Here is a 19,976-nt window from a genome sequence, read left to right on the forward strand (position 1 = left end):
AAAAACTTGCCGACCCTCGCAAGGCTAAGTAAGCTTGCCATTATTGTATTTTTTAGCGTGTCATTTAACCGAACATTATGAGCAAAAAAATTTCACTCGCCGATTGGCAACAGCAACTTAGCGCTAGTAATACCACAGCGCACACCACGCCGGATGCTGCCGTTACTCCGGTAGCAGAGAACCTAGTCTATTCTACCGCCACTGGCCGTATTAAAGCAGAACAGACCGACATGCGCCAAGGAGAGCGTTATGCCGATGGCGCTTTACGGGTGAAACGAGAAACTAAGGGCCGTGGCGGAAAAACGGTACTGACTATCTCAGGACTAACTGGCACGCTAGCTGAATTAACTGCAATCTGTACCGAGCTTAAAAAGAAATGCGCGTGTGGTGGCTCGGTAAAAGACGGTATCATTGAAATTCAAGCCGATAAACGCGAGTTGATTGCGGAGTTATTACAACAAAAAGGCTATAAGGTAAAACAAGCCGGAGGTTGACTCCGGCTTACATTTTGCGCACAGCCTGTTAATACATTACAGCAGTGAGTGCATTATTGCTCTGAATTATCCGCACGACCAAATACTTGCTTAAAAAAGCTATCGCGACGCCACAAAGGTTTTTGCTGCGCATTAGCGACATCTAAGGCAATATTAAAATTAATATCCGTAAACACCGCACCGGCATCATAGCGAATAGCACCGTACTCTTTGGTCAAACTGGCAATATCATCCGAAGGTTTGTGATAATGCTTAGCGAAAAAACTGCCCCAGATTTTACCGCCATCTTGTGCGGGATCTTTCGAGGTAAAGCCCGTCATAAGAAACACCGCGGGCACTCCCTGCTGCACTAAACGATAATGATCAGAACGAGTAAAAATGGCTTGCTCTGGCATAGGATCAGCACTTAATGCTATGCCTTCTTTTGCAGCTGCCCGCGCTACCACATCCCCCAAGGTTGAGTGATTTGCGCCAAACGCAATTAAGTCGGCAAAGGGATACAGTAATACTGGCATATCCAAATTCACATTGGCGATCAGCTGTGTCACAGGTACCGGTGGCTGCTTGGCAAAATATTCCGCGCCTAACAAGCCTTTTTCTTCGCCGGTTACCGCGGCAAACATAATGGAGCGCTTAGGCGCTGCCGGTAAAGCTGCAAATAATCTCGCGGTTTCTAATAAAATCGCCACCCCAGCAGCATTGTCCATGGCACCGTTATTAATCTTGTCGGTGGTGCGTAAATCATTGGAAAAACCGATATGATCTGAGTGCGCAGTTAACACCACATATTCGTCTTTTAATACAGGATCTGAACCGGGTAGCACAGCCAACACATTCGGGCTATCAATAGTTTGATGTTTGGTTTTACTTTTTAATTCGACAGTGCCTGGTAAGACAAAACCCTGAGGAATTTTATCCTCTGCCACAGCGTTAAAAATGGCCTCAAGCGACTGATTAGCAGCAGTAAACAGTGCTTTCGCCGCATCTGGATGTAAATATGCACTGCCTTTCAGTTCTGAGAAACCTCGACCAACATGACCTTGCTCATCTAACCAACTGAGCGCGGGGGTATTTAAATACAATAAGCTATTGGCATAGGGTCGTGTTTTCTCTTGCTCCGGTGTATGTAAGGTTAAAATACCGATAGCGCCTCGCTCAGCGGCAAACTCAGTTTTCATACTGCCTAAGTAAGCTCGCTCTTCGCTGGGCAAAAACTTCGGTAAACCGGCTAACATCACCACAATTTTACCTTTGACATCCAGTTCGGCGTAATCATTTAAAGCAAAGGCTTCTGAGACTAAACCATACCCTACAAACACCATTTCTCCCTGCAGCGCAAGTTCAGCATACTGTAAATTAGGGCCCGTAAAAAACTGCTGCGGATAACTCAGCGCGAGGGTTTCAGCAGGTAGAGTAAACTGTAAACTGGGGCTCGTGGCTTCTAAGGTGGCTTTACGCATAGGCACCCGCTGAAAAAAACTGCCATCTGCAGCACCACCTTGTAAGCCTAAAGCCTGAAGTTGCTGCGCGATATAACGGGCAGCAATTTCATGGCCACGACTCCCGGTGTCGCGCCCCTCTAATAAATCGTCGGCCAGAAAAGTAAGATGACTTTCAATCACACTGGCACTGGCCTTGGGTGTAGCTTGTTTCGGCGTGGAGCTGCAGGCTACCAAGGTCATACTGGCTGCCACAAGCAAAATAATAGCGTGTTTAAACATACAAATTTTCCCGAATCAAAAAAAAGTGCCAGTAAACTGGCACTTTAAAACACAATAAACCGCTTACTGCTGCATAGCTTGATAACGTTGCTGGAACCGACGATGTAATTGTTTATGCCGATTATCTAAATCAACACTACGGCCATCGATCCACAACTGTTCTACCTTATGCCCACGGTAATCAAAAATATCACCGGCAGATAAGACCAAACTTGCACTTTTTCCTACCTCAATAGATCCCAAACGATCAGCTACACCGGCAATTTCGGCGGCATCTAAAGTTAAGGCACGTAAGGCTGCAGCAGGATCTAAGCCATAACGGGTAACATGCCCAGCAGCAAACACTAAATTTCGAGTGTCCCAGAAGCCATCTAATGATAGGGCAAAGCGCACACCGGCTTGCTTTAACACACCTGGCACACTAAACGCTTGATCATAGGCTTCGTCACTGCGGGTCGGCAGGCCATAAGGCTCAGTGTAAATCACATCTACTTGATTAGCTGCGAGCTCATCTGCCATTCGCCAACTATCACGACCTCCAACAATAACTAATTTCACGTTATACTGCTTTGCCAGTGCGATCGCTTGACGCATTTGTCGTGGATCATCGGCATGCACGAACAACGGCAATTTCTTGTCGAAGAACGCCAACATAGCATGCCAACGAGAATCTTTACCTCGATTTAAGCCTGCTTGCTCAGCTAAATAATACGCGTGAGCTTGTTGAAAGAACCCCTGTAACTGAGCTAACTGCTCAGCTTGACGCTTTTGTTGCTGCTCAATACTGTCGCGCACCCACCAGCCGTTTTGTAAACTCATCCGTGGCCAGCTAACATGCAAACCAACATCTGACTGAACCAGTGCATCTTGCCAGTTCCAACCGTCTAAATGCATTAAAGCAGAACGCCCGGTGATTAAACTACCCGATGGATAAATTAGAGTATGGCTAAAACCATTGCTACGAATCGTTGGGATCACCACAGAGTCCGCATTAAAAGCAACCTGCACTTGTAAATCAGGATTTGTCGCAGTGATCTCCCGATCATCCCGAGTCGCGCGTACCGCTTCGACCTCAATTAAACCGAGTTGATTAATCAAGGCGATTAATCCAGGATAAAGATGCTTTCCGGTGAGATCCTGAACTTCCGCGCCAGCAGGCGCGGTTAAATTAGGGCCTACCGCGGCAATTTTGCCGTCGACCAGCAACACATCTTGCACTGCTGGGCTACTGACTACGCTATGCACAGTGGCATTTTTTAATAAAATCGGTGTAGATTGTTTTGGTGCGGGTACAGGATTAACTGCCAGCGCCAAGCTACTAGCCAAGGTAACGGCAGCAGCACATAACGTTGTAATTAGCTTCATTAGTGTTGCTCCCCGTGACTATGACCATGACTGTGTAAATGCTTGCCAAAACCAAAACGTAATTTCAGCCAATCATCATTATCATCACAATGCCAAATCGGATCATCTTGCTTGTAGGCGGTGGTACTGCCGCGACGAGCTGACTCACCGGCTGTAAGCACTTTTTGAATTAACTGTTGGCGCTCTTGCTCAAGTTGACTTCGCTTCGCTAAATCTTGCTGGCGATCAAAATAACGGGCCCCCTCAATCCACGTTTGCTGAACCATAGCATACACTGATAAAGGCTCATTATCCCAAAGCACAAAATCGGCTTGTTTACCCTCAGTGATCGAACCGACTTTATCATCAATTTTCAGCTGTTTAGCTGGATTAATGGTCACCATTTTTAAGGCTTCATGTTCGTCCATATTACAATACATAGTCGATTTGGCCGCTTCTTGATTTAAGCGACGTAACAAACCCGGATCGTCAGAGTTAACACTCACTAACACCCCTTGCTCATGCATCAAGCAGGTATTAGTGGGGATAGCATCATTCACTTCCATTTTAAAACCCCACCAATCAGCAAAAGTAGAAGCACTGGCGCCATGCGCTTTCATTTCGCTGGCAACTTTGTAGCCTTCCAAAATATGGGTATAAGTATTCACTTTAAAACCCATCTCCTCGGCTACTTGAATCAGCATCAGAATTTCTGAACCTACATAAGAGTGTGTATGAATATGTCGTTTACCCTCAAGGATCTCCACTAGGGTCTCTAGCTGATAATCACGACGTGGAGGAGCAACCCGACTTTGCTCGCGTTTGGAAAGCTTATTAAATGCTTGCCAAGCCGCTTGATATTCTTTCGCTGCCTGGAATTGATCGCGAATAAAGGTTTCTACACCCAAGCGACTTTGTGGATAACGACTGGTGAACTCCGTGCCCCAGTTCGACTGTTTAACGTTTTCACCTAAGGCAAATTTAATGCTTGGTGGGGCATTTTTAAATTTCAAACCTTCGGCATCCTCCCCCCAACGTAAACTGATAATTTGTGCGCGGCCGCCAATTGGGTTAGCACTACCATGCAGAATTTGCACAGCGGTTACACCACCAGCTAAGGCACGATAAATATTGATATCATCAGGATTTAGCACATCGCCTAAATGCACCTCTGCAGTATTGGCATGCGAGCCTTCGTTAACACCTTGCTCAGTGGCAATATGCGAATGCTCATCGATAATACCTGGCGTTAAATGCATGCCTGTCGCATCAACAACAGTGTAACCGCGCGGAGTCGCGAGGTTTTGCCCAACTTTTTCAAACTTGCCATTTTTCACTAACACATCCGTATTTGCCAGAACACCTTGCTCGGTGGCTGTCCACACGGTCGCGTTTTTAATATGCAGGTTTTGCTGTGTAGGCAACGCTGTGATACCAAAAGCACGGTTGGGGAAAGTTAGTTGAGATAGCATGGGCGCGGGCACGCTAGCAGCTTTTTTAGCTTCGGCAGCTAAAGTTTGTTGCTCAGCGCTAACCGCGATTTGATTGCCTTGCGCATCCAACCAGTAACCCGCTAATTGCTGACCAGTTAACACACCATTAAACTGTAAAACGGCTTGCTGCTCGTTCAACGCGGCCAAGGGTAGACTAAACTGCAGACGATTATCTTGCACCATAACATGTTCAAGTTTGACTTTTTTCTCGCCAAAGCGCGCTTCACCAGTTAGTTTTGGCGCAGTGCCTTTTAAGGAAATGTCGAACGTTTTGTCATCGAAGCGCAGCGCATACTGGCCAGCAAAGACCGTTGGCTGTACTGGCGTAAAACGCTTTTCCTGACCACGTAACCAGGTTGCCACGATTTCACCATCCGTAAAAAGATCGCCACGGCTAATCACTAAGTCAGCTTGATAACCCGCCGCAATTTTACCTAAGGTACTTTCTAGACCTAACAATCCTGCAGGGACTGTCGTCAGTGCCGCTAAGGCTTGGTCTGGTGTTAAGCCATACTGTATGGCTTTACGAAGATTAGGTATAAAGTCAGCTTTTTTGTCTAAGCCATGACTGGTCAGTGCAAAGGGAATACCGGCCTTAGCGACCACCGCAGGATTAGCAGGTGCGCGCTCCCAATGCCGTAAATCTGCTAGGTTAACGTCTAAACGCTGCTCTGCGGTCAATACCTGTGGTGCCGCTGGGAAGTTAAGTGGCAGTAACAGCGGTTTGCCCGTGGCCTTGACTTGCTCTAAGCGACTATACTCATAACCCGAGCCGAGTAATAAGGCATTTTTAATATTAAATTCGGCTAATAAACGACTAGCCCTGAGCAGTGAGCGTTCATCTGAGGTATCGAATAACACACCTTGCTGCGGTAAAGTACGAAGCGCGGCTAAAGCCGCATTGAATTCGATAGGTTTTCCGTCTAGCTGTAAATTTGGACTGGCGGTTGCCGCTTGATACCAATTCGCATCCGACAGTGTTTGACGAATTAACGCTACAGAGCCCATTAATGATGACGGATAACTCTGTTTTGAGCTGCCCTTACTAAAAGATAAAAAGTGCTGCGTATCGGCTTTAATAATCAGGTCATTTGGTAAACCATCCGCTAATGACGCCACAAAAGCGGTACCGCGAAAGATACCATCCTGACGGGCACTTTGAACGGAGGTAAAACCGGCTTTTAATAACTCAGTCGCGGTTTTTGTATCGGGTTTAAACTGGGTAACCCAACGCTGCTGCGCGTGAATGGCATCATTTGCCGCATTACCACCACGCCGGTCATTTTCATACATAGGCCGACGACCAAAGCTAAATCCTTCCTCTGCCGCAGCAGCGGGTACACCGTATTGAGTATAGGGATCGATAAAACCCGGATAAATATGATAACCCTTTAAATCAACGGCCTGATAACCAGCAGGTACGGTAGCCTGCGTACGAACCGCTTCAATTTTACCATCCCGAATTAAGATAGTCGCATTCTCTACTGTCTTACCGGGCTCGGTCATAACAGTGGCGTTGGTTATAGCGATCAGATTGGGGGTTTTGTCTCGTATTCCCAACTCTGGTGTTGTCTGAGCAGCATAACTGACAGCACTGGTTGTGCTGAGTAACGCCAAACTCAGCAAAGACAAGCGAGCTGATATTATCATTAACGTTTTCCTGAATGGTGTTGGTGTTTTTTTAAGCTAAATCTGAATGCAGAACAAAGTTCAGCTTTTTATTTGTTTTTACGTTTTTATAGTAAATGTTAAGTGGCTTAATTCCTGCTCTGCTAGTGGCATGCTGAAATAATAGCCTTGAACCAGATGACAAGCATTTTTCTTAAGAAAACTTGCCTGCGCTGCCGACTCAACGCCCTCAGCGACTACACGAAGTTGCATCTTTTGCGCCATAGCGATAATTGCCGCCACGATATCCATATCATTCTGATCTTCTGGAATATCTTTAACAAAAGAACGGTCAATTTTAAGTTCATCAACAGGAAAGCGTTTTAAGTAACTTAACGATGAATAGCCTGTACCAAAGTCATCAATAGATAAAGAGACGCCGAGACGCTTTAACTGATTTAACTGTTTAATAGCCGCATCGGTGTCTCCCATTAACATACTTTCAGTAATTTCAAATACCAAAGCATTAGGTTCAACCCCGGTACGTTGTATTATGCGTTCAATCATGCCGGGTAAGTTATTGTCATGAAATTGCCGTGCTGACAAATTAATCGAAACGGTAACATTAAACCCTCTGCTAAGCTGTCGGGCTAAAAAGCGGCAAGCCTCCAAAATAATCCACTCACCAATTTGTACAATTAACCCCGTACTTTCCGCCACAGAAATAAAACGGGCGGGAGGTATTAGCGTATTATCCGGCCGTAACCAACGAATAAGTGCTTCATAGCCAACTAAGGTTTCGGTGCGTAAATCAATCTTAGGTTGATAAAACAAGATAAACTGCTGCTCTCTGATAGCCTCACGCAACTGATTTTCAATCAGCAGCCTCTCATTAGCGGCATCATTAAGCTCTTGCGAGAAGAAGCGGTAGGTATTCTTACCTCTGGCTTTGGCTTCATACATGGCCAAATCGGCATGCTTTAACAATAACTCTTCGTCAACTGCATCTTCCGGTGCTATCGTAATACCTATTGATGCACTAATACCAACAGTATGGGTACCCAACTGTACCGGCTCTTGAAAAGCCTCTTGTAAGCTGGCTGCAATTTGCCCAGCATGCATTTTATCTTTTATATCACTCAGTATAACTGCAAATTCATCCCCCCCAAGACGGGCAATAGTGTCGTCTTCACGTAAGCGGCTGGTTAGGCGAGAAGCAACCTCAACGAGTAGCTCATCTCCCGCATCGTGACCAAGGGTGTCATTAATTAATTTAAACTCGTCGAGATCAAAATATAACAGGGCAAAGCTGTAATAACCTCGTTGCGACATGGCGAGGGCTTTTCGCAATTGATTGCGAAAATAACTGCGATTTGCCAGCCCGGTTAACGAATCAAAATAAGCCAATTGCTCCATTTGTTTCTGGCTTTGCTTGATAAATGAAATATCCTGCAAGGCACCGACGTAATGCGATAACTCGCCTTTATCGTCTCTTATCGGTGCTATGGTAAGCGTAACCCAAAGTTGCACCACAGACTTCGCTAAGTCTTGTTGCAGTAACACATCGCCTTGCCAGTGCTGTCGCTCTTTTAAAGTATGCATCATCTCGGCACTTAATTGTTGCATATCTGCAGAGAACAACTGCGTCAGTGGTTTACCTTGCATTTGATTAAGCTCTAAACCGAGTAGCTCCGTTAGAAATGGATTTAAATACTCAATTTCCAACTGATGATTAGTAATCACAATACCTGAACTTGAATAGGCAACCGCTTTACTTAATTTTCTGGCTAACAGTTCAGCCTGTTCCTTTTCCGCAATACGACTGTCTAACCCAGTCACTAATTGATTAATTTCTTCGCACATACTGATAAAGGCGCGGTTAAGCAAGCCTAATTCGTCTGAGTGCTGATCCAAATGCGGTGCAGGTTGTAAGCCCCGGCCAACTTTGTTCACCGCAATAGCCAGTTTTTTAAGGCGTTGCAAAACTATCTTATTCATTAAAAGATAGGACAATGATGTTATGAGTACAGCGAGCAGCAAGGTTAATAACAAAAGCGGTAAACGGTAATCTGCTTGCAGCTGTAGTAACTCAGCATCCGTCTGAAATAAGACAAAACGCCACCCTAGTCGGGTGACTGGTGAAGTCGCAATAAGGTATTGCGCTCCCGCATCTGCATCCGCTTGAACTGTACCTTTCTGCATAATCGCGTTTTTTAGCGAGACTGGCTTAATCTCTTCCCCCACATAATGGGAAAACATTGTTAAGCTAGTGCTTGAAGTTGCTTCATGGTGCGTATGAATGAGCTGATTATCTTGATTCAGTAACAGCATATTGACTGGTCGCTGCGTAATAACCTTTGGTAAAAGGGCAGCCAATAAATCTGTCAGCTTAAGATTAAAGACCAAGGAACCAAGAAATTGATCCTGCTGATACACGGGCATGGTAATCGCCACTAACCACTGCCGCCAAATACTGTCGTAATAAATTGAGCTCCATTGCATAAGCCGCTGATTATTGTGTTGCGGCATTGCTAACTGATACAGCGGACTGTCCAGTAATGCAATATCACTGTTTAGGTCGATTACCCAATCTGCAGGTGTGGCTCGTACATAATTTTTTTTAGAAATAAACAATACGCTAAAAAAATCTTGTTGAATAAGAGGTATTAGTTGCTGCCAGATAAGCGCTGTTCGCTGTAACTCTCGATCTTGGGCAGAAATCTGAGCAGAAGGAGCAATGAAAACACCAGAATACTCATCGAGTTGTCGTCTGGAACCGTCAGATAACCGTCTTGGCTCTTCATAGCTCCTCTGCAGCATATTGCTAGCACCTAGCTGACGAACAATTAGTTGATGGGAGCGACGGGCTTTTGCTTCAAGTTCAAGGAGGTCTCGCTCAAACTGCTTAAAGAGTTGCTCAACTTGGTTATTAATTAAGATTTGTTCTTGCTGTAACGTAGTTCTATGTTGTAATACTGTCAAAGTGAAAGTGACAGTGAGACCTGCAAAGACAATAGCCATAAACACCATCGCTGAAAACTTCAGACCCAGCGAATTGATTCCTTTGGCGTTATTGCTATTAAGATCCTTCACGAATACCGCTCACAGCTGTTATAGTTAAAAAACAGTGTCCTAAAGAGGCACACAATTAATAATATTATACTCTATCATTATATTAACGTAATCGACCAGAAGAGAGTAAGCAAATGAAAAAAGTCATATTTACAACTTTAATCGCTGCAACCTTGTGTATGCCAGCAATTGCTGCCACTGCTTTTACCGATGGCGAAGACGCTGTCAGTTACCGCCAGGCCAGTTTTCAGCTAATCCGTCATAACATGGGTGACATTCAAGACATGATCCGTGGCAATGTCGCTTTTGATGCTGAGCGTGTTCAGCGCAGAGCCGAAGCCCTTGCCCTACTAAGTCAATTACCTTGGGAAACTTTTACTGTTCCTGGCACCAAAGAAGCCGGTGGCGATGTAAAACCTGAGATTTGGGATAATTTAGCCGACGTGCAACAACGTGGTGAAAAAATGGCTGCAGACGCAGCAGCTTTGCTGGTAGCGGCTAAGACAGCAGAACAAGCAGAGATCCGCAAAGCTTTTGGTGATTTCGCACGTAACTGTAAAGCCTGTCACGACAAATATAAAGCCGATTAATGCTTTATTGATTCTGGCGCCGCTTGCAGCGGCGCTCGTTAACCTAAATAAACTTCAATAACATTTCACCTTGCCAAAAGTAAAAAACTACCAATAACACCGCAACAAGCACAAAATAACTCCAGCTATGTTTAAGCGCAGGCGCAGCCGTGCCACTATTATAGTTGCCCTTGCCAGTGATAAGCGTCAGGATCACATTATCATGTTTCCAACTATGCCATAAAGCAGCAAAGACATGGATTGCAACACAAATAATGATCAGATCAATATTTAGTTTATGGATTTTAGAGGCTAAAGACACCCACTCTTCAGAGAGTGAGCGCACCAAAGGACCATCACTAATATAGCTATTATCGAAGGTTGCCAGCCCGGTAAGTAACTGTAAACTCACTAGAGCTATCAGTAAGAAAATCATATAAGCGCCAGCAGGATTATGGCCTACTACAGGCTTAGTCTGCCTTAAATAACGAAAAGCAGCTAAAGGTGTTGCGGCAAAATGGCTAAAACGTGCCGTTATGCTGCCGTAAAACCCCCAACAAATCCGCGCTATCAGCAACGCCGCTAAGGTATAAGCCATCAGCTGGTGTTGTGCCATCAAGCCTTCACTCCCGGTATACCAAAGCCCAGCAATCAGCAATACTTGTGACCAATGAAACACTCGCACCGCCAAATCCCAAACTTGTATTTTAACTGACATTGCGCTTTCCTTTTACTATGCTAACGTTTTGATTTTATACCAGCGGGATAAATAAATGAAAATACTAAGCTGGCTATTTGCTATTTTACTAACATTTTTATTATTGGGTACTTTGAGTCTTTATCTTTGGCTTAACGCTAGTTTAGCTGATTACGATGGGGAATATCAGGCTGCGGTCGCTAATCCAGTTACATTAACACGGGATCATCTTGGTTACCTTACCGTGACCGCACAAGATCGTTCTGATGTGGCATACGGTTTAGGCTTTGCGCATGCGCAGGATCGCTTTTTCCAAATGGACTTAATGCGAAGAAATGCGGCAGGTGAATTGGCAGAATTATTTGGTGAACGTGCATTAGAAATGGACATTCAAAACCGACGACATCGTTTTAGGCATCGTGCTGAACAGCAACTTTCGCGTTTACATTATCCTGATTTACAACTGTTGACTGCCTATACCCGAGGCGTAAATGAGGGGTTAAACCAACTACGATTACCGCCTTTTGAATATGCCTTATTGCGCAGTCAACCCAGGCCTTGGCAAGAGAGCGATACCTTACTAGTCATTTACAGCATGTACCTTGATTTGCAAGGCAAACAAGGGCGTGATGAGTTTGCCATGACGAAGCTCAAAGAGATCGTTCCTGCCGACTGGTATCAATTTCTTCAACAACATAGTGCCGATTGGCAAGCCGCGATCGATGGTAGTCAAGTCTCGGCCATCCCCCTGCCAACCAGTCCTTATCCCGACGCGCTAAGGCAAACAATCGCCTGTCAACAATGTACACCTGCAGATGCCGTTGATTTAGGTAGTAATAACTTTACCGTGTCAGGTAAGCTAAGCCCGCATGGCTCCGCTATTTTGGCGGATGATATGCATTTATCATTAGGAGTGCCCGCAACCTGGTATAAAACACAGCTAAATTGGCAGGATCAAGATGAAGGCTATCAGGTAACAGGCCTCAGCTTACCCGGTACGCCTGCCATCGTGGTTGGCAGTAATCGGCATATTGCTTGGGGTTTCACTAACAGTACAGCAGATTGGCATGATGTTATTAAACTGCAACGCTCCGCAGACCAACGCGCTTATCTCACGGCAACGGGTTGGCAACCATTCACTACGCTAACGGAATATATCTTTATCAAAGATGCTGCCACCTATGAATTAACGGTGCATGAAACGCAATGGGGACCGGTCATCCCTTTTGCGGATCAGCAGCATTATGCCCTACGTTGGGTTGCCCATGATGACAACGCTGTAAATCTAAACCTAAGCTATCTGGAGCGAGCAGAAACCGTTGAGCAAGCCCTCTCTTTGGCAGCGGAGGTTGGGATCCCAGCACAAAATTTATTGGTCGCAGATAAAATAGGTAATATCGGTTGGACGCTCTTTGGCCCTATCCCACAGCGCCCGCAGACTCATTGGGATATCATCCAAGATTGGAGTAGTGGCGATTATACGTGGGGCGAGCCGTTACCCATTGCCGCTTATCCCAAACTTATCAATCCAACTAAGCAACGATTATGGACAGCAAATGCTCGCACGGTCGGCAATCAGGACTATGCGATTTTAGGCAATGGCGGTTATGATCTTGGCGCCAGAGGTATGCAAATAGCTCAAGGCTTAGCGGCACTGGAGCAAGCGGATGAGTTAGCACTTCACCAGATCCAGTTAGATCATCATGCCTTACTGCTAACGCGCTGGCGCACACTATTATTAGACACACTTAGCGAATCGCTCGCGGCTGAACGGCAGTTAAGCGAATTTCGACAACATGTTCAAGCCTCGACTTTACATGCCCATCCAGATGACATTGGTTACACCTTAATTAGGCAATTTCGTGTAAAACTACTAGAACTTACTTTTCAGCCTTTGTCCGCCTTGTTAGAGCAAGCGGGCGCGCGCAGTGCCGATTTAAAGTATTCGTTAGAAACGCCCCTTTGGTTAATGCTGCAAGCACAACGCTTAGATACGCTTCCGCCAGGTTTTACAACGTGGCAAGATTTGCTGATAACAGCCGCTCAGCAAACCCAAGCTGAACTGCAGCAGCAATATGGTAGTTTAGCCAATGCCCGCTGGGGTAATCGAAATACAGCAAAGATTACCCATCCGCTCGCCTCAGCTATTCCTGTGTTCGGGCGCTGGCTAAACATGCCGGCAATGCCTCTGGCGGGTGATAGTCATATGCCAAGAGTGCAACATGCCCGCTTTGGTCAATCGCAGCGTATGGTTGTCGCGCCAGGGCATGAACAGCAAGGTATTTTAGTTATCCCTGGCGGGCAATCGGGTCATCCGCTCTCGCCATTTTTTCGGGCCGATTATCCTTATTGGCAAGGAGAAGTGGCCTTACCCTTTTTACCGGGCCCTAAAAAATATCAGCAGCAGTTAGTGCCTGCCTCTTGACTTTAGCCATCCAGACGGAATAAGGTGTCGTTATGAATAAAAAGAATTTTGCACTCGGTTTTTTTAGCTTTACCACCTGTACTGGGGGGTAGCTTACCGTGCGCGCACGAAAAAGCATAAAACCTCCCCCTGTGGGAGGTTTTTTTTTGACAATTTTACAGCTATTGGCAAGAGGTAAAACATGGAATTAAACGAAATACGGCAAGCTATCAGCGATACCGATCAGCAATTGCTAAGTTTACTGGCAACACGCCGTGGCTTAGCACTAGCCGTAGCAGAAGCTAAGCTCTCCCAAAATAAACCCATTCGTGATACCAAACGCGAGCAAGAGTTATTACTGTCTTTGATCGAAAAAGGAAAAGTACAGGGACTTGATGCGCAATATGTTACGCGTATTTTTCATGTCATTATTGAAGACTCGGTGTTACAACAACAAGCTAAAGTACAAGGCAAACTAAACGGTGAAAACGCTCAGGCTATTCGCGTTGCCTTTTTGGGTGGTCAAGGCTCTTATAGCTACTGGGCAACCCAGAAATATTTCACCCGCCGCGCAGAGCAGATCATTGAACTTGGCTGTGATAGCTTTAATGAAATTGTGAATGCTGTTGAAACCGGACATGCCGATTATGCATTGCTGCCAATAGAGAATACCTCGTCTGGTTCGATTAACGAAGTGTACGATATTTTACAGCACACCCGTTTATCCATAGTGGGTGAATTAACACACCCTATTGAGCATTGTTTACTGGGACTTCCTGGCACAGATCTGAGCAAAATCCGCCAAGTTTGTTCACATCCACAAGTTATTGCGCAGTGTAGCCAATTTTTACTCGGTTTAACCAATGTTAAAATAGACTATTGCGATAGCTCTTCCGCCGCCTTTGCCAAGGTAAAAGAACTTCAAGATCCGACCATTATCGCTATTGGTGGCGAAGAAGGTGGTAAGTTATACGGCTTAGAGGTGCTCACTCGGCAACTGGCGAATCAAAAAGATAATGTCAGCCGCTTTATTGTGGTGGCGCGTAAAGCTGTGAATGTGGCAAAAGCTATCCCTGCCAAAACGACCTTTATCATGTATACGGGACAACAGCCAGGTGCACTGGTCGAGGCCTTGTTGGTGTTAAAACAACATGGTATTAGCATGAGTAAGCTGGAGTCACGGCCTATTCCTGGCAATCCTTGGGAAGAAATGTTTTATGTTGATGTCGCAGCCAATCTTAATGACTATGCCATGACCAGAGCTTTGGAAGAGCTAAATGGTATTACAAAATTCGTTAAGGTACTGGGATGCTACCCTAGTGATGATATTACGCCAACCCAACCACAAAGCTAAGTAAGAACAGATGCCAATCCGTTAAAGATTGGCATCTTTACCAATGCTTAAAAGGTTAATACCTCGCCTTGCATTGGGATCTGCGCTGCAATACCTGCATCGGCTAGTTTTTGCTGTAGCACTAACTGCGCTTCAGGTTCACCATGCACTAGGTAAAAAGCGGGAGCTCCTGTAATGGCTTTAGCCCATTGCAACAGCTCAGACTGCCCAGCATGCGCAGAAAAACCGCCTATGGTGTGTACTTTGGCTTTCACCACAATATCTTGACCAAACATCTTAACCCGCTTTTCACCATCCACCAGCCTTCTACCTAAGGTTCCTCGGGCCTGAAAGCCAACAAAAATCAGATGATTGGTATTTTTCCATAAATTATGTTTTAAATGATGCACGATTCGGCCACCATTACACATGCCACTACCGGCAATAATAATGGCACCCTGCGTCACTCGGTTAATCGCCATGGAATCTTCAATGCTGGCAGAGAGCTTTAACATCGGTAGCAATTGCTCTAAGGTCATGCCCTTTTTGTAACCGATACGCTCCAAATCGGCGTGATCGAGTCGATGCAAAAACTCATCATAAATCTTAGTGATACTAATGGCCATTGGGCTATCTAAAAAGACCAAGCGCTGCTTTAAACGCCCCTGACGATGTAATAATGCCAAATAATATAAAATCTCTTGCGAACGACCTAAGGCAAACGCAGGAATAAACACATTGCCGCCGCCATCATAAGCTTCGGCTAAGGCGTCAGCAAATTCTGTAATGGTATGCTCTAAAGGCTGGTGATCGCGGTTACCATAGGTGCTTTCCATTAACACGATATCGGCTTGGCCAATTTCTGTTGCTGCTGGCAGTAATACGGTAGCAGGATTGCCCAAATCACCCGAGAATACCAATTTACGCATCGCCTGTTTACCTTTGAGCCATAACTGCACTATGGCTGAGCCAAGGATATGGCCAGCATCGGCAAACTCCAGCTCTACACCCGCTAAGGGAAAGCCCCGTTTGTTATAGCTAAGCGTATGCACTAACTCCGACACGCGTTCGACATCTTTTACTGCCATCACCGGTTCTTGTATCTTCTTGCCAGCACGGGCGGCTTTTTTGTTTTGCCATTCTAAATCTTTTAAATATAAGTTGACGGAGTCTTTTAACAACACGGGCAATAACTCAGCAGTACCCGGCGTACAGTAAATTTTTCCTGTAAAGCCCTTGGCCACCAATAATGGCAGTAACCCGCTATGGTCAATATGAGCATGCGATAAGATCACCGCTTCTATTTCTTTGGGTTTAAATGGAAAACGGAATTTATGCCATTCCCTGACTTGATCCGCCCCCTGTACCATGCCGCAATCTAATAAGAATTGCTGATGGTTTAACTTAACTAAATAACAAGAACCGGTTACCTGCTGAGCCGCTCCAATAAACGTTAAACTGGCATTAACTGGCATACTGTATATCCTCATGTGTCGATTCAGACTGAATTGTCTCGGTACTACCTTGTAAATTGGCTAAGGCTAACATCGCTCTGGTTAGCTGCTGATTAAAACGACGCAACTGTGCAATCCGTAACAATTGATCCCCGCCTGTGTCATTACTTACTCGCTCAGTTAACACCAGTAAGTAGAGTTGATCTTTCATTTTTTGGCGCTGGCGCATCAAATCACGATAACCACTACGAATGTTTTGTGCATCTTCTGGTAAGCGGGCGCTTTGTAGTTGCTGCCAAAAGGCCTGTTCAGGTTCAAAAAAAGTCGGATCTCGCTGTGCTTGCAAAGCAAGTTCTGGCAATAATTGCAGACTCATTTCCAAGCGTAATAAATTTTTGACCAATTCATTTAAGGCTTTTGACTCAGGTGCAGCTAATGGGCTCTTACCTAATTGCAGTAAATAATGATTAATATCATTTTGCAGCTGTCTGATGTTTTCCTGAGTGTCGTTATTCAGGGGCTTCCCCTCACTCAACATTAATGCTTGGCCACTAATCAGTTGGGCCACTCGAATGCTCTCCATACTAAGCGTTTTGATTGCAACAGCTGGAATACTTAAGCTCGAGGCATCCAATACATGAAGTTGCCCTATCTTCCGCGAACGGAAACGCCCATTTAAAAACAACACTAAACGGCCAGTCAGTGGCCACATTAAGATCACACCCAGAATATTAAAACAGGTGTGAAACAATGCCAAACTGATTGCCGGATTCGGATCATGAAACAATGTATTTTGGATAATATTAATTAGCCACAACAAGGGGTTTAATATAAAAATCGCCACAACACCGGTAATAATATTAAAGATCACATGCAACATCGCTAAACGTTTAGCTTTAGCCGTTGCCGCTAAGGTGGCAATAATAGCGGTTGAAGTTGTGCCAAGATTGGCGCCAATCACAAAAGCTGCCGCTAGGGGTAAAGGCAATACGCCTGCCGCAACCGCTGTGATCACCAGCGCAATAACGGCGATAGAAGCTTGCATCACCACACTTAACAAGGTGCCAAGTAATACGCCAAGTAAAATGCCCCAGAAACCTAATTGGCTTAAAGCGGTGAATTCAATATCAACAAAGGCCGCATCGAAACTGTCTTTTAAGTAAGCTAACCCTAAAAAGAATAAGCCAAAACCAATAAGCGCTTCTCCGATCCCCTGAGCTCGGCTAGGCTTTGCAAAAAGTTTTAAGATAGCACCTATACCAATCATGGGCAGGGCCAAGGCATCTATTTTGAACTGTAAACCGACTAGCGCGACAAACCAGCCCGTTAACGAGGTACCGACATTACTACCATAAATCACAAAAGCTGCGTTGTTTAACGACAAAATTCCAGCGTTAACGAAGCCAATGGTTGTAACAGTTAATACAGTAGAAGATTGCACTGCCACAGTAGCCGCAGTACCAAATAACAGACCTTGCCAAGCACGAGCCGTCCAGCGCTGTAAAAATTGCATTAATGCTGGACCTGCCGCAGTTTTTAGGCCTTTGCTCAACCAATCCATGCCCAGCAAAATTAAACCTAAGGAACCTAAGCCCATCAAAAATTCAGACCACATATTTATCCTTTTTTGTTTTATCTGTTATAACGCAACTATAAAATGACTTATCTGCGCTGCATCAAATAACTATGCAGATTCTTTCTCTTAAGGATTTATCTTATGTCAGATCATCACCTACTGCACAAGCGGCATTTTGCTACCGCACAGGACTCATTAGACGCCATAGCCCGCTTGCAAGATCATCAATCCTACAAGCTCGCCTTTGCGGATAGCGATTTGCTGATGCAAGACGAATTGCGGCATGTGAGATTACAATTAGAATATCTGAAACCACAGATGGTTTTAGAGCAACATCATGTTAATGCCACCGTAGTAGTCTTTGGCAGTGCGCGCTTTTTATCAGCTGAGCAGGCGAAAAAAAATCTACAACAGGCTCAGCAAGCTTACGATACAGATCCTTCTAGCCTAGCAGCACTCAATCTACTGAATATGGCAAAACGGGATGTTCGCAATAGCCAGTATTACAGTGCTGCGCAAACCTTTGCTAGCTTGGTCACTGCGCATAGTCACGCTAAACCTGATTCGGCATTAATGATTATCAGCGGTGGCGGGCCTGGTATTATGGAAGCCGCCAATCGCGGTGCCATGGACGCCAATGGTAAAAGTATTGGGTTAAATATCGTGTTGCCAAAAGAGCAAAATCCCAATCCTTATATCACACCGGAATTTTGCTTTCAGTTTCACTATTTCGCTATTCGCAAAATGCACTTTTTACAACGCGCCCGCGCTTTGGTCGCTTTCCCTGGTGGCTTTGGTACTCTGGATGAACTTTTTGAAACATTAACCCTTATTCAAACTCGCAAAGCCGAGCGTGTTCCGGTCATTTTGTTCGACAAGGCATTCTGGCAAAGATTGATCAACTTTGACATACTGGCAGAAGAAGGTTTAATCAGCCCACAAGATCTGGAGCTAATTCAGTATGTCGATACGCCAGAACACGCTTGGCAAATTATTTATGATTTTTATCAATTAGGCGCTACTGCCAACAACTGATATTGTTAGCAGAGCCTAAAACCAAAATAAACTGGGCGCGTTAGCTGCGCCCATCCGCAGCTTTTTGCAGTAATTGCTTACTTTCCTGTAAAAACTGCTCTGCTAACTCACCAAAAAACGCTTGCCCCTTGGCAAACTCAGCCATTAAACCCGCTTTATCTTGGGCTTGCAGTAAAGCTAAGAGTTGTGAGAAACGCTGCTGATAACGGCTCAGTAAGGCTGCCACATCACTAGAGGCCAGCATAATATCGGCATAAAGCTCGGCATTTTGTGCAAATAATCGCCCCACCATTGCCAACTCTAACCGGTAAATGGGTGAGCTTAGCGCCAGCAACTCCGGTAGATTGGCTTGCTCTTCAGCCAAATGCACGCCGTAAACTAAAGATGAAAAATGCCGCATGGCTTGAATAAGCTGCATGGCTTGATCATGTTCATCGGCATCTTTAAAACTAATTTCTGCGCCCCAGATTACCAATTGCTTTAACAACCATTGATAGTCTGCTTCACCGCGTCCATGACAAGCTACCACAACTTGTTTAATCAAATTATGAATATCTGGGCCAAACATTGGATGCAAACCAAGCACCGGGCCGGGATGTTTTGCCAGCATTGCCTTTAGTGGTCTGGCTTTGATACTAGTTAGATCGGCTAATACACAATGCGGGGACAGTGGCGGTAACTGGGCAATCACCTGCTCAGTTAAGGTAATGGGTACTGCCAGCAATACCAATACCGCATCTTGACACAGCATAGCGGCATTCGGCCAATCCTGCTGTTCCAGAATAGCAACTTGATAACCAGAACGTTGCAATAAACTGACAAAACGTGCACCTAAAGCACCTGCACCGCCCACCACGACCACTTTGCCGCCCGCTGGACGGCAACACACAAAGTGATTGTCTTGGGTGGCATAAGATTCGCGCATTATCCGCCGCAGAATATCCTCTACTAGTGCCGGCGATACACCGGCCTGCTCTGCTTGCTGCTGCCTGGCGTGTAACAACGCTTGTTCACGCTCCGGCACATAGACGGGTAAGGCAAATTGTTGTTTCACTTGCCCCACCTGAGCCGTTACTTTAGCGCGCGCAGCTAAAAGCTTAACCAGTTCGCTATCGATAGCGTCAATCTGTTCCCGTAAAGGCTGTAACGCCTGCTGTGCAGTCTCTAACGTCATCT

Annotated in this window: 13 protein-coding genes; 5 read left to right on the forward strand and 8 right to left on the reverse strand. The window is 45.4% G+C overall.

All coding sequences use genetic code 11. The annotated features are described in order from the left end of the window. Positions 1-77 precede the first annotated feature (77 nt). Positions 78-494 (forward strand): translation initiation factor, encoded by a 417-nt coding sequence (locus ACO1PK_RS02675; protein ID WP_423187136.1) that lies wholly within the window; start codon positions 78-80, stop codon positions 492-494. 53 nt (positions 495-547) lie between these two features. Here the strand turns inward: ACO1PK_RS02675 and ACO1PK_RS02680 are convergent, their stop codons facing one another. From ACO1PK_RS02680 to ACO1PK_RS02695, 4 genes are all read right to left on the reverse strand, one after another. After that, complete coding sequence (locus ACO1PK_RS02680; RefSeq protein ID WP_423187137.1) at positions 548-2,215, reverse strand: M28 family metallopeptidase; 1,668 nt, start codon at positions 2,213-2,215, stop codon at positions 548-550. Between the two features lie 63 nt (positions 2,216-2,278). Then, positions 2,279-3,580, reverse strand: coding sequence for an amidohydrolase family protein (locus ACO1PK_RS02685; protein WP_423187138.1), 1,302 nt, complete (start codon positions 3,578-3,580; stop codon positions 2,279-2,281). Then, entirely contained in the window at positions 3,580-6,702 is a 3,123-nt protein-coding gene (locus ACO1PK_RS02690) for an amidohydrolase family protein (RefSeq protein WP_423187139.1), read from the reverse strand. Before ACO1PK_RS02690 ends, ACO1PK_RS02685 begins: the two co-directional genes overlap by 1 nt. Before the next feature lie 78 nt (positions 6,703-6,780). After that, positions 6,781-9,681, reverse strand: a complete 2,901-nt coding sequence (locus tag ACO1PK_RS02695) for a bifunctional diguanylate cyclase/phosphodiesterase (protein WP_423187140.1) — start codon at positions 9,679-9,681, stop codon at positions 6,781-6,783. Between the two features lie 185 nt (positions 9,682-9,866). Here ACO1PK_RS02695 and ACO1PK_RS02700 point away from each other — a divergent pair, with 185 nt between their 5' ends. Beyond that, the gene (locus ACO1PK_RS02700; protein ID WP_423187141.1) at positions 9,867-10,322 is read left to right on the forward strand and encodes a c-type cytochrome; all 456 of its coding nucleotides are present in this window, start codon (positions 9,867-9,869) and stop codon (positions 10,320-10,322) included. A gap of 43 nt (positions 10,323-10,365) precedes the next feature. Here the strand turns inward: ACO1PK_RS02700 and ACO1PK_RS02705 are convergent, their stop codons facing one another. Then, entirely contained in the window at positions 10,366-11,019 is a 654-nt protein-coding gene (locus tag ACO1PK_RS02705; RefSeq protein WP_423187142.1) for a cytochrome b/b6 domain-containing protein, read from the reverse strand. Between the two features lie 55 nt (positions 11,020-11,074). On the opposite strand from ACO1PK_RS02705, the gene ACO1PK_RS02710 reads away from it, so the two are divergent. Both ACO1PK_RS02710 and ACO1PK_RS02715 read left to right on the forward strand, forming a co-directional pair. Further along, positions 11,075-13,423: a penicillin acylase family protein gene (locus ACO1PK_RS02710; RefSeq protein ID WP_423187143.1), complete on the forward strand. Its 2,349-nt coding sequence runs from the start codon at positions 11,075-11,077 to the stop codon at positions 13,421-13,423. 181 nt (positions 13,424-13,604) lie between these two features. Next, positions 13,605-14,756: a chorismate mutase gene (locus ACO1PK_RS02715; protein WP_423187144.1), complete on the forward strand. Its 1,152-nt coding sequence runs from the start codon at positions 13,605-13,607 to the stop codon at positions 14,754-14,756. A gap of 47 nt (positions 14,757-14,803) precedes the next feature. Here ACO1PK_RS02715 and ACO1PK_RS02720 read toward each other — a convergent pair whose 3' ends face one another. After that, complete coding sequence (locus ACO1PK_RS02720) at positions 14,804-16,210, reverse strand: MBL fold metallo-hydrolase RNA specificity domain-containing protein (RefSeq protein WP_423187145.1); 1,407 nt, start codon at positions 16,208-16,210, stop codon at positions 14,804-14,806. Further along, the gene (locus tag ACO1PK_RS02725) at positions 16,200-17,804 is read right to left on the reverse strand and encodes a Na/Pi cotransporter family protein (protein ID WP_423187146.1); all 1,605 of its coding nucleotides are present in this window, start codon (positions 17,802-17,804) and stop codon (positions 16,200-16,202) included. Before ACO1PK_RS02725 ends, ACO1PK_RS02720 begins: the two co-directional genes overlap by 11 nt. Positions 17,805-17,906: 102 nt before the next feature. Here ACO1PK_RS02725 and ACO1PK_RS02730 point away from each other — a divergent pair, with 102 nt between their 5' ends. Further along, positions 17,907-18,800, forward strand: a complete 894-nt coding sequence (locus ACO1PK_RS02730; protein ID WP_423187147.1) for a TIGR00730 family Rossman fold protein — start codon at positions 17,907-17,909, stop codon at positions 18,798-18,800. 40 nt (positions 18,801-18,840) lie between these two features. On the opposite strand, the gene tyrA is transcribed toward ACO1PK_RS02730, so the two are convergent. After that, a complete protein-coding gene (gene tyrA / locus ACO1PK_RS02735; protein ID WP_423187148.1) occupies positions 18,841-19,974 on the reverse strand; it encodes a bifunctional chorismate mutase/prephenate dehydrogenase in 1,134 nt (377 codons plus the stop codon). Between the last annotated feature and the right edge of the window lie 2 nt (positions 19,975-19,976).

Origin of the sequence: Alishewanella sp. d11, from assembly GCF_049390205.1 — a bacterium.
Taxonomy (GTDB): domain Bacteria; phylum Pseudomonadota; class Gammaproteobacteria; order Enterobacterales; family Alteromonadaceae; genus Alishewanella.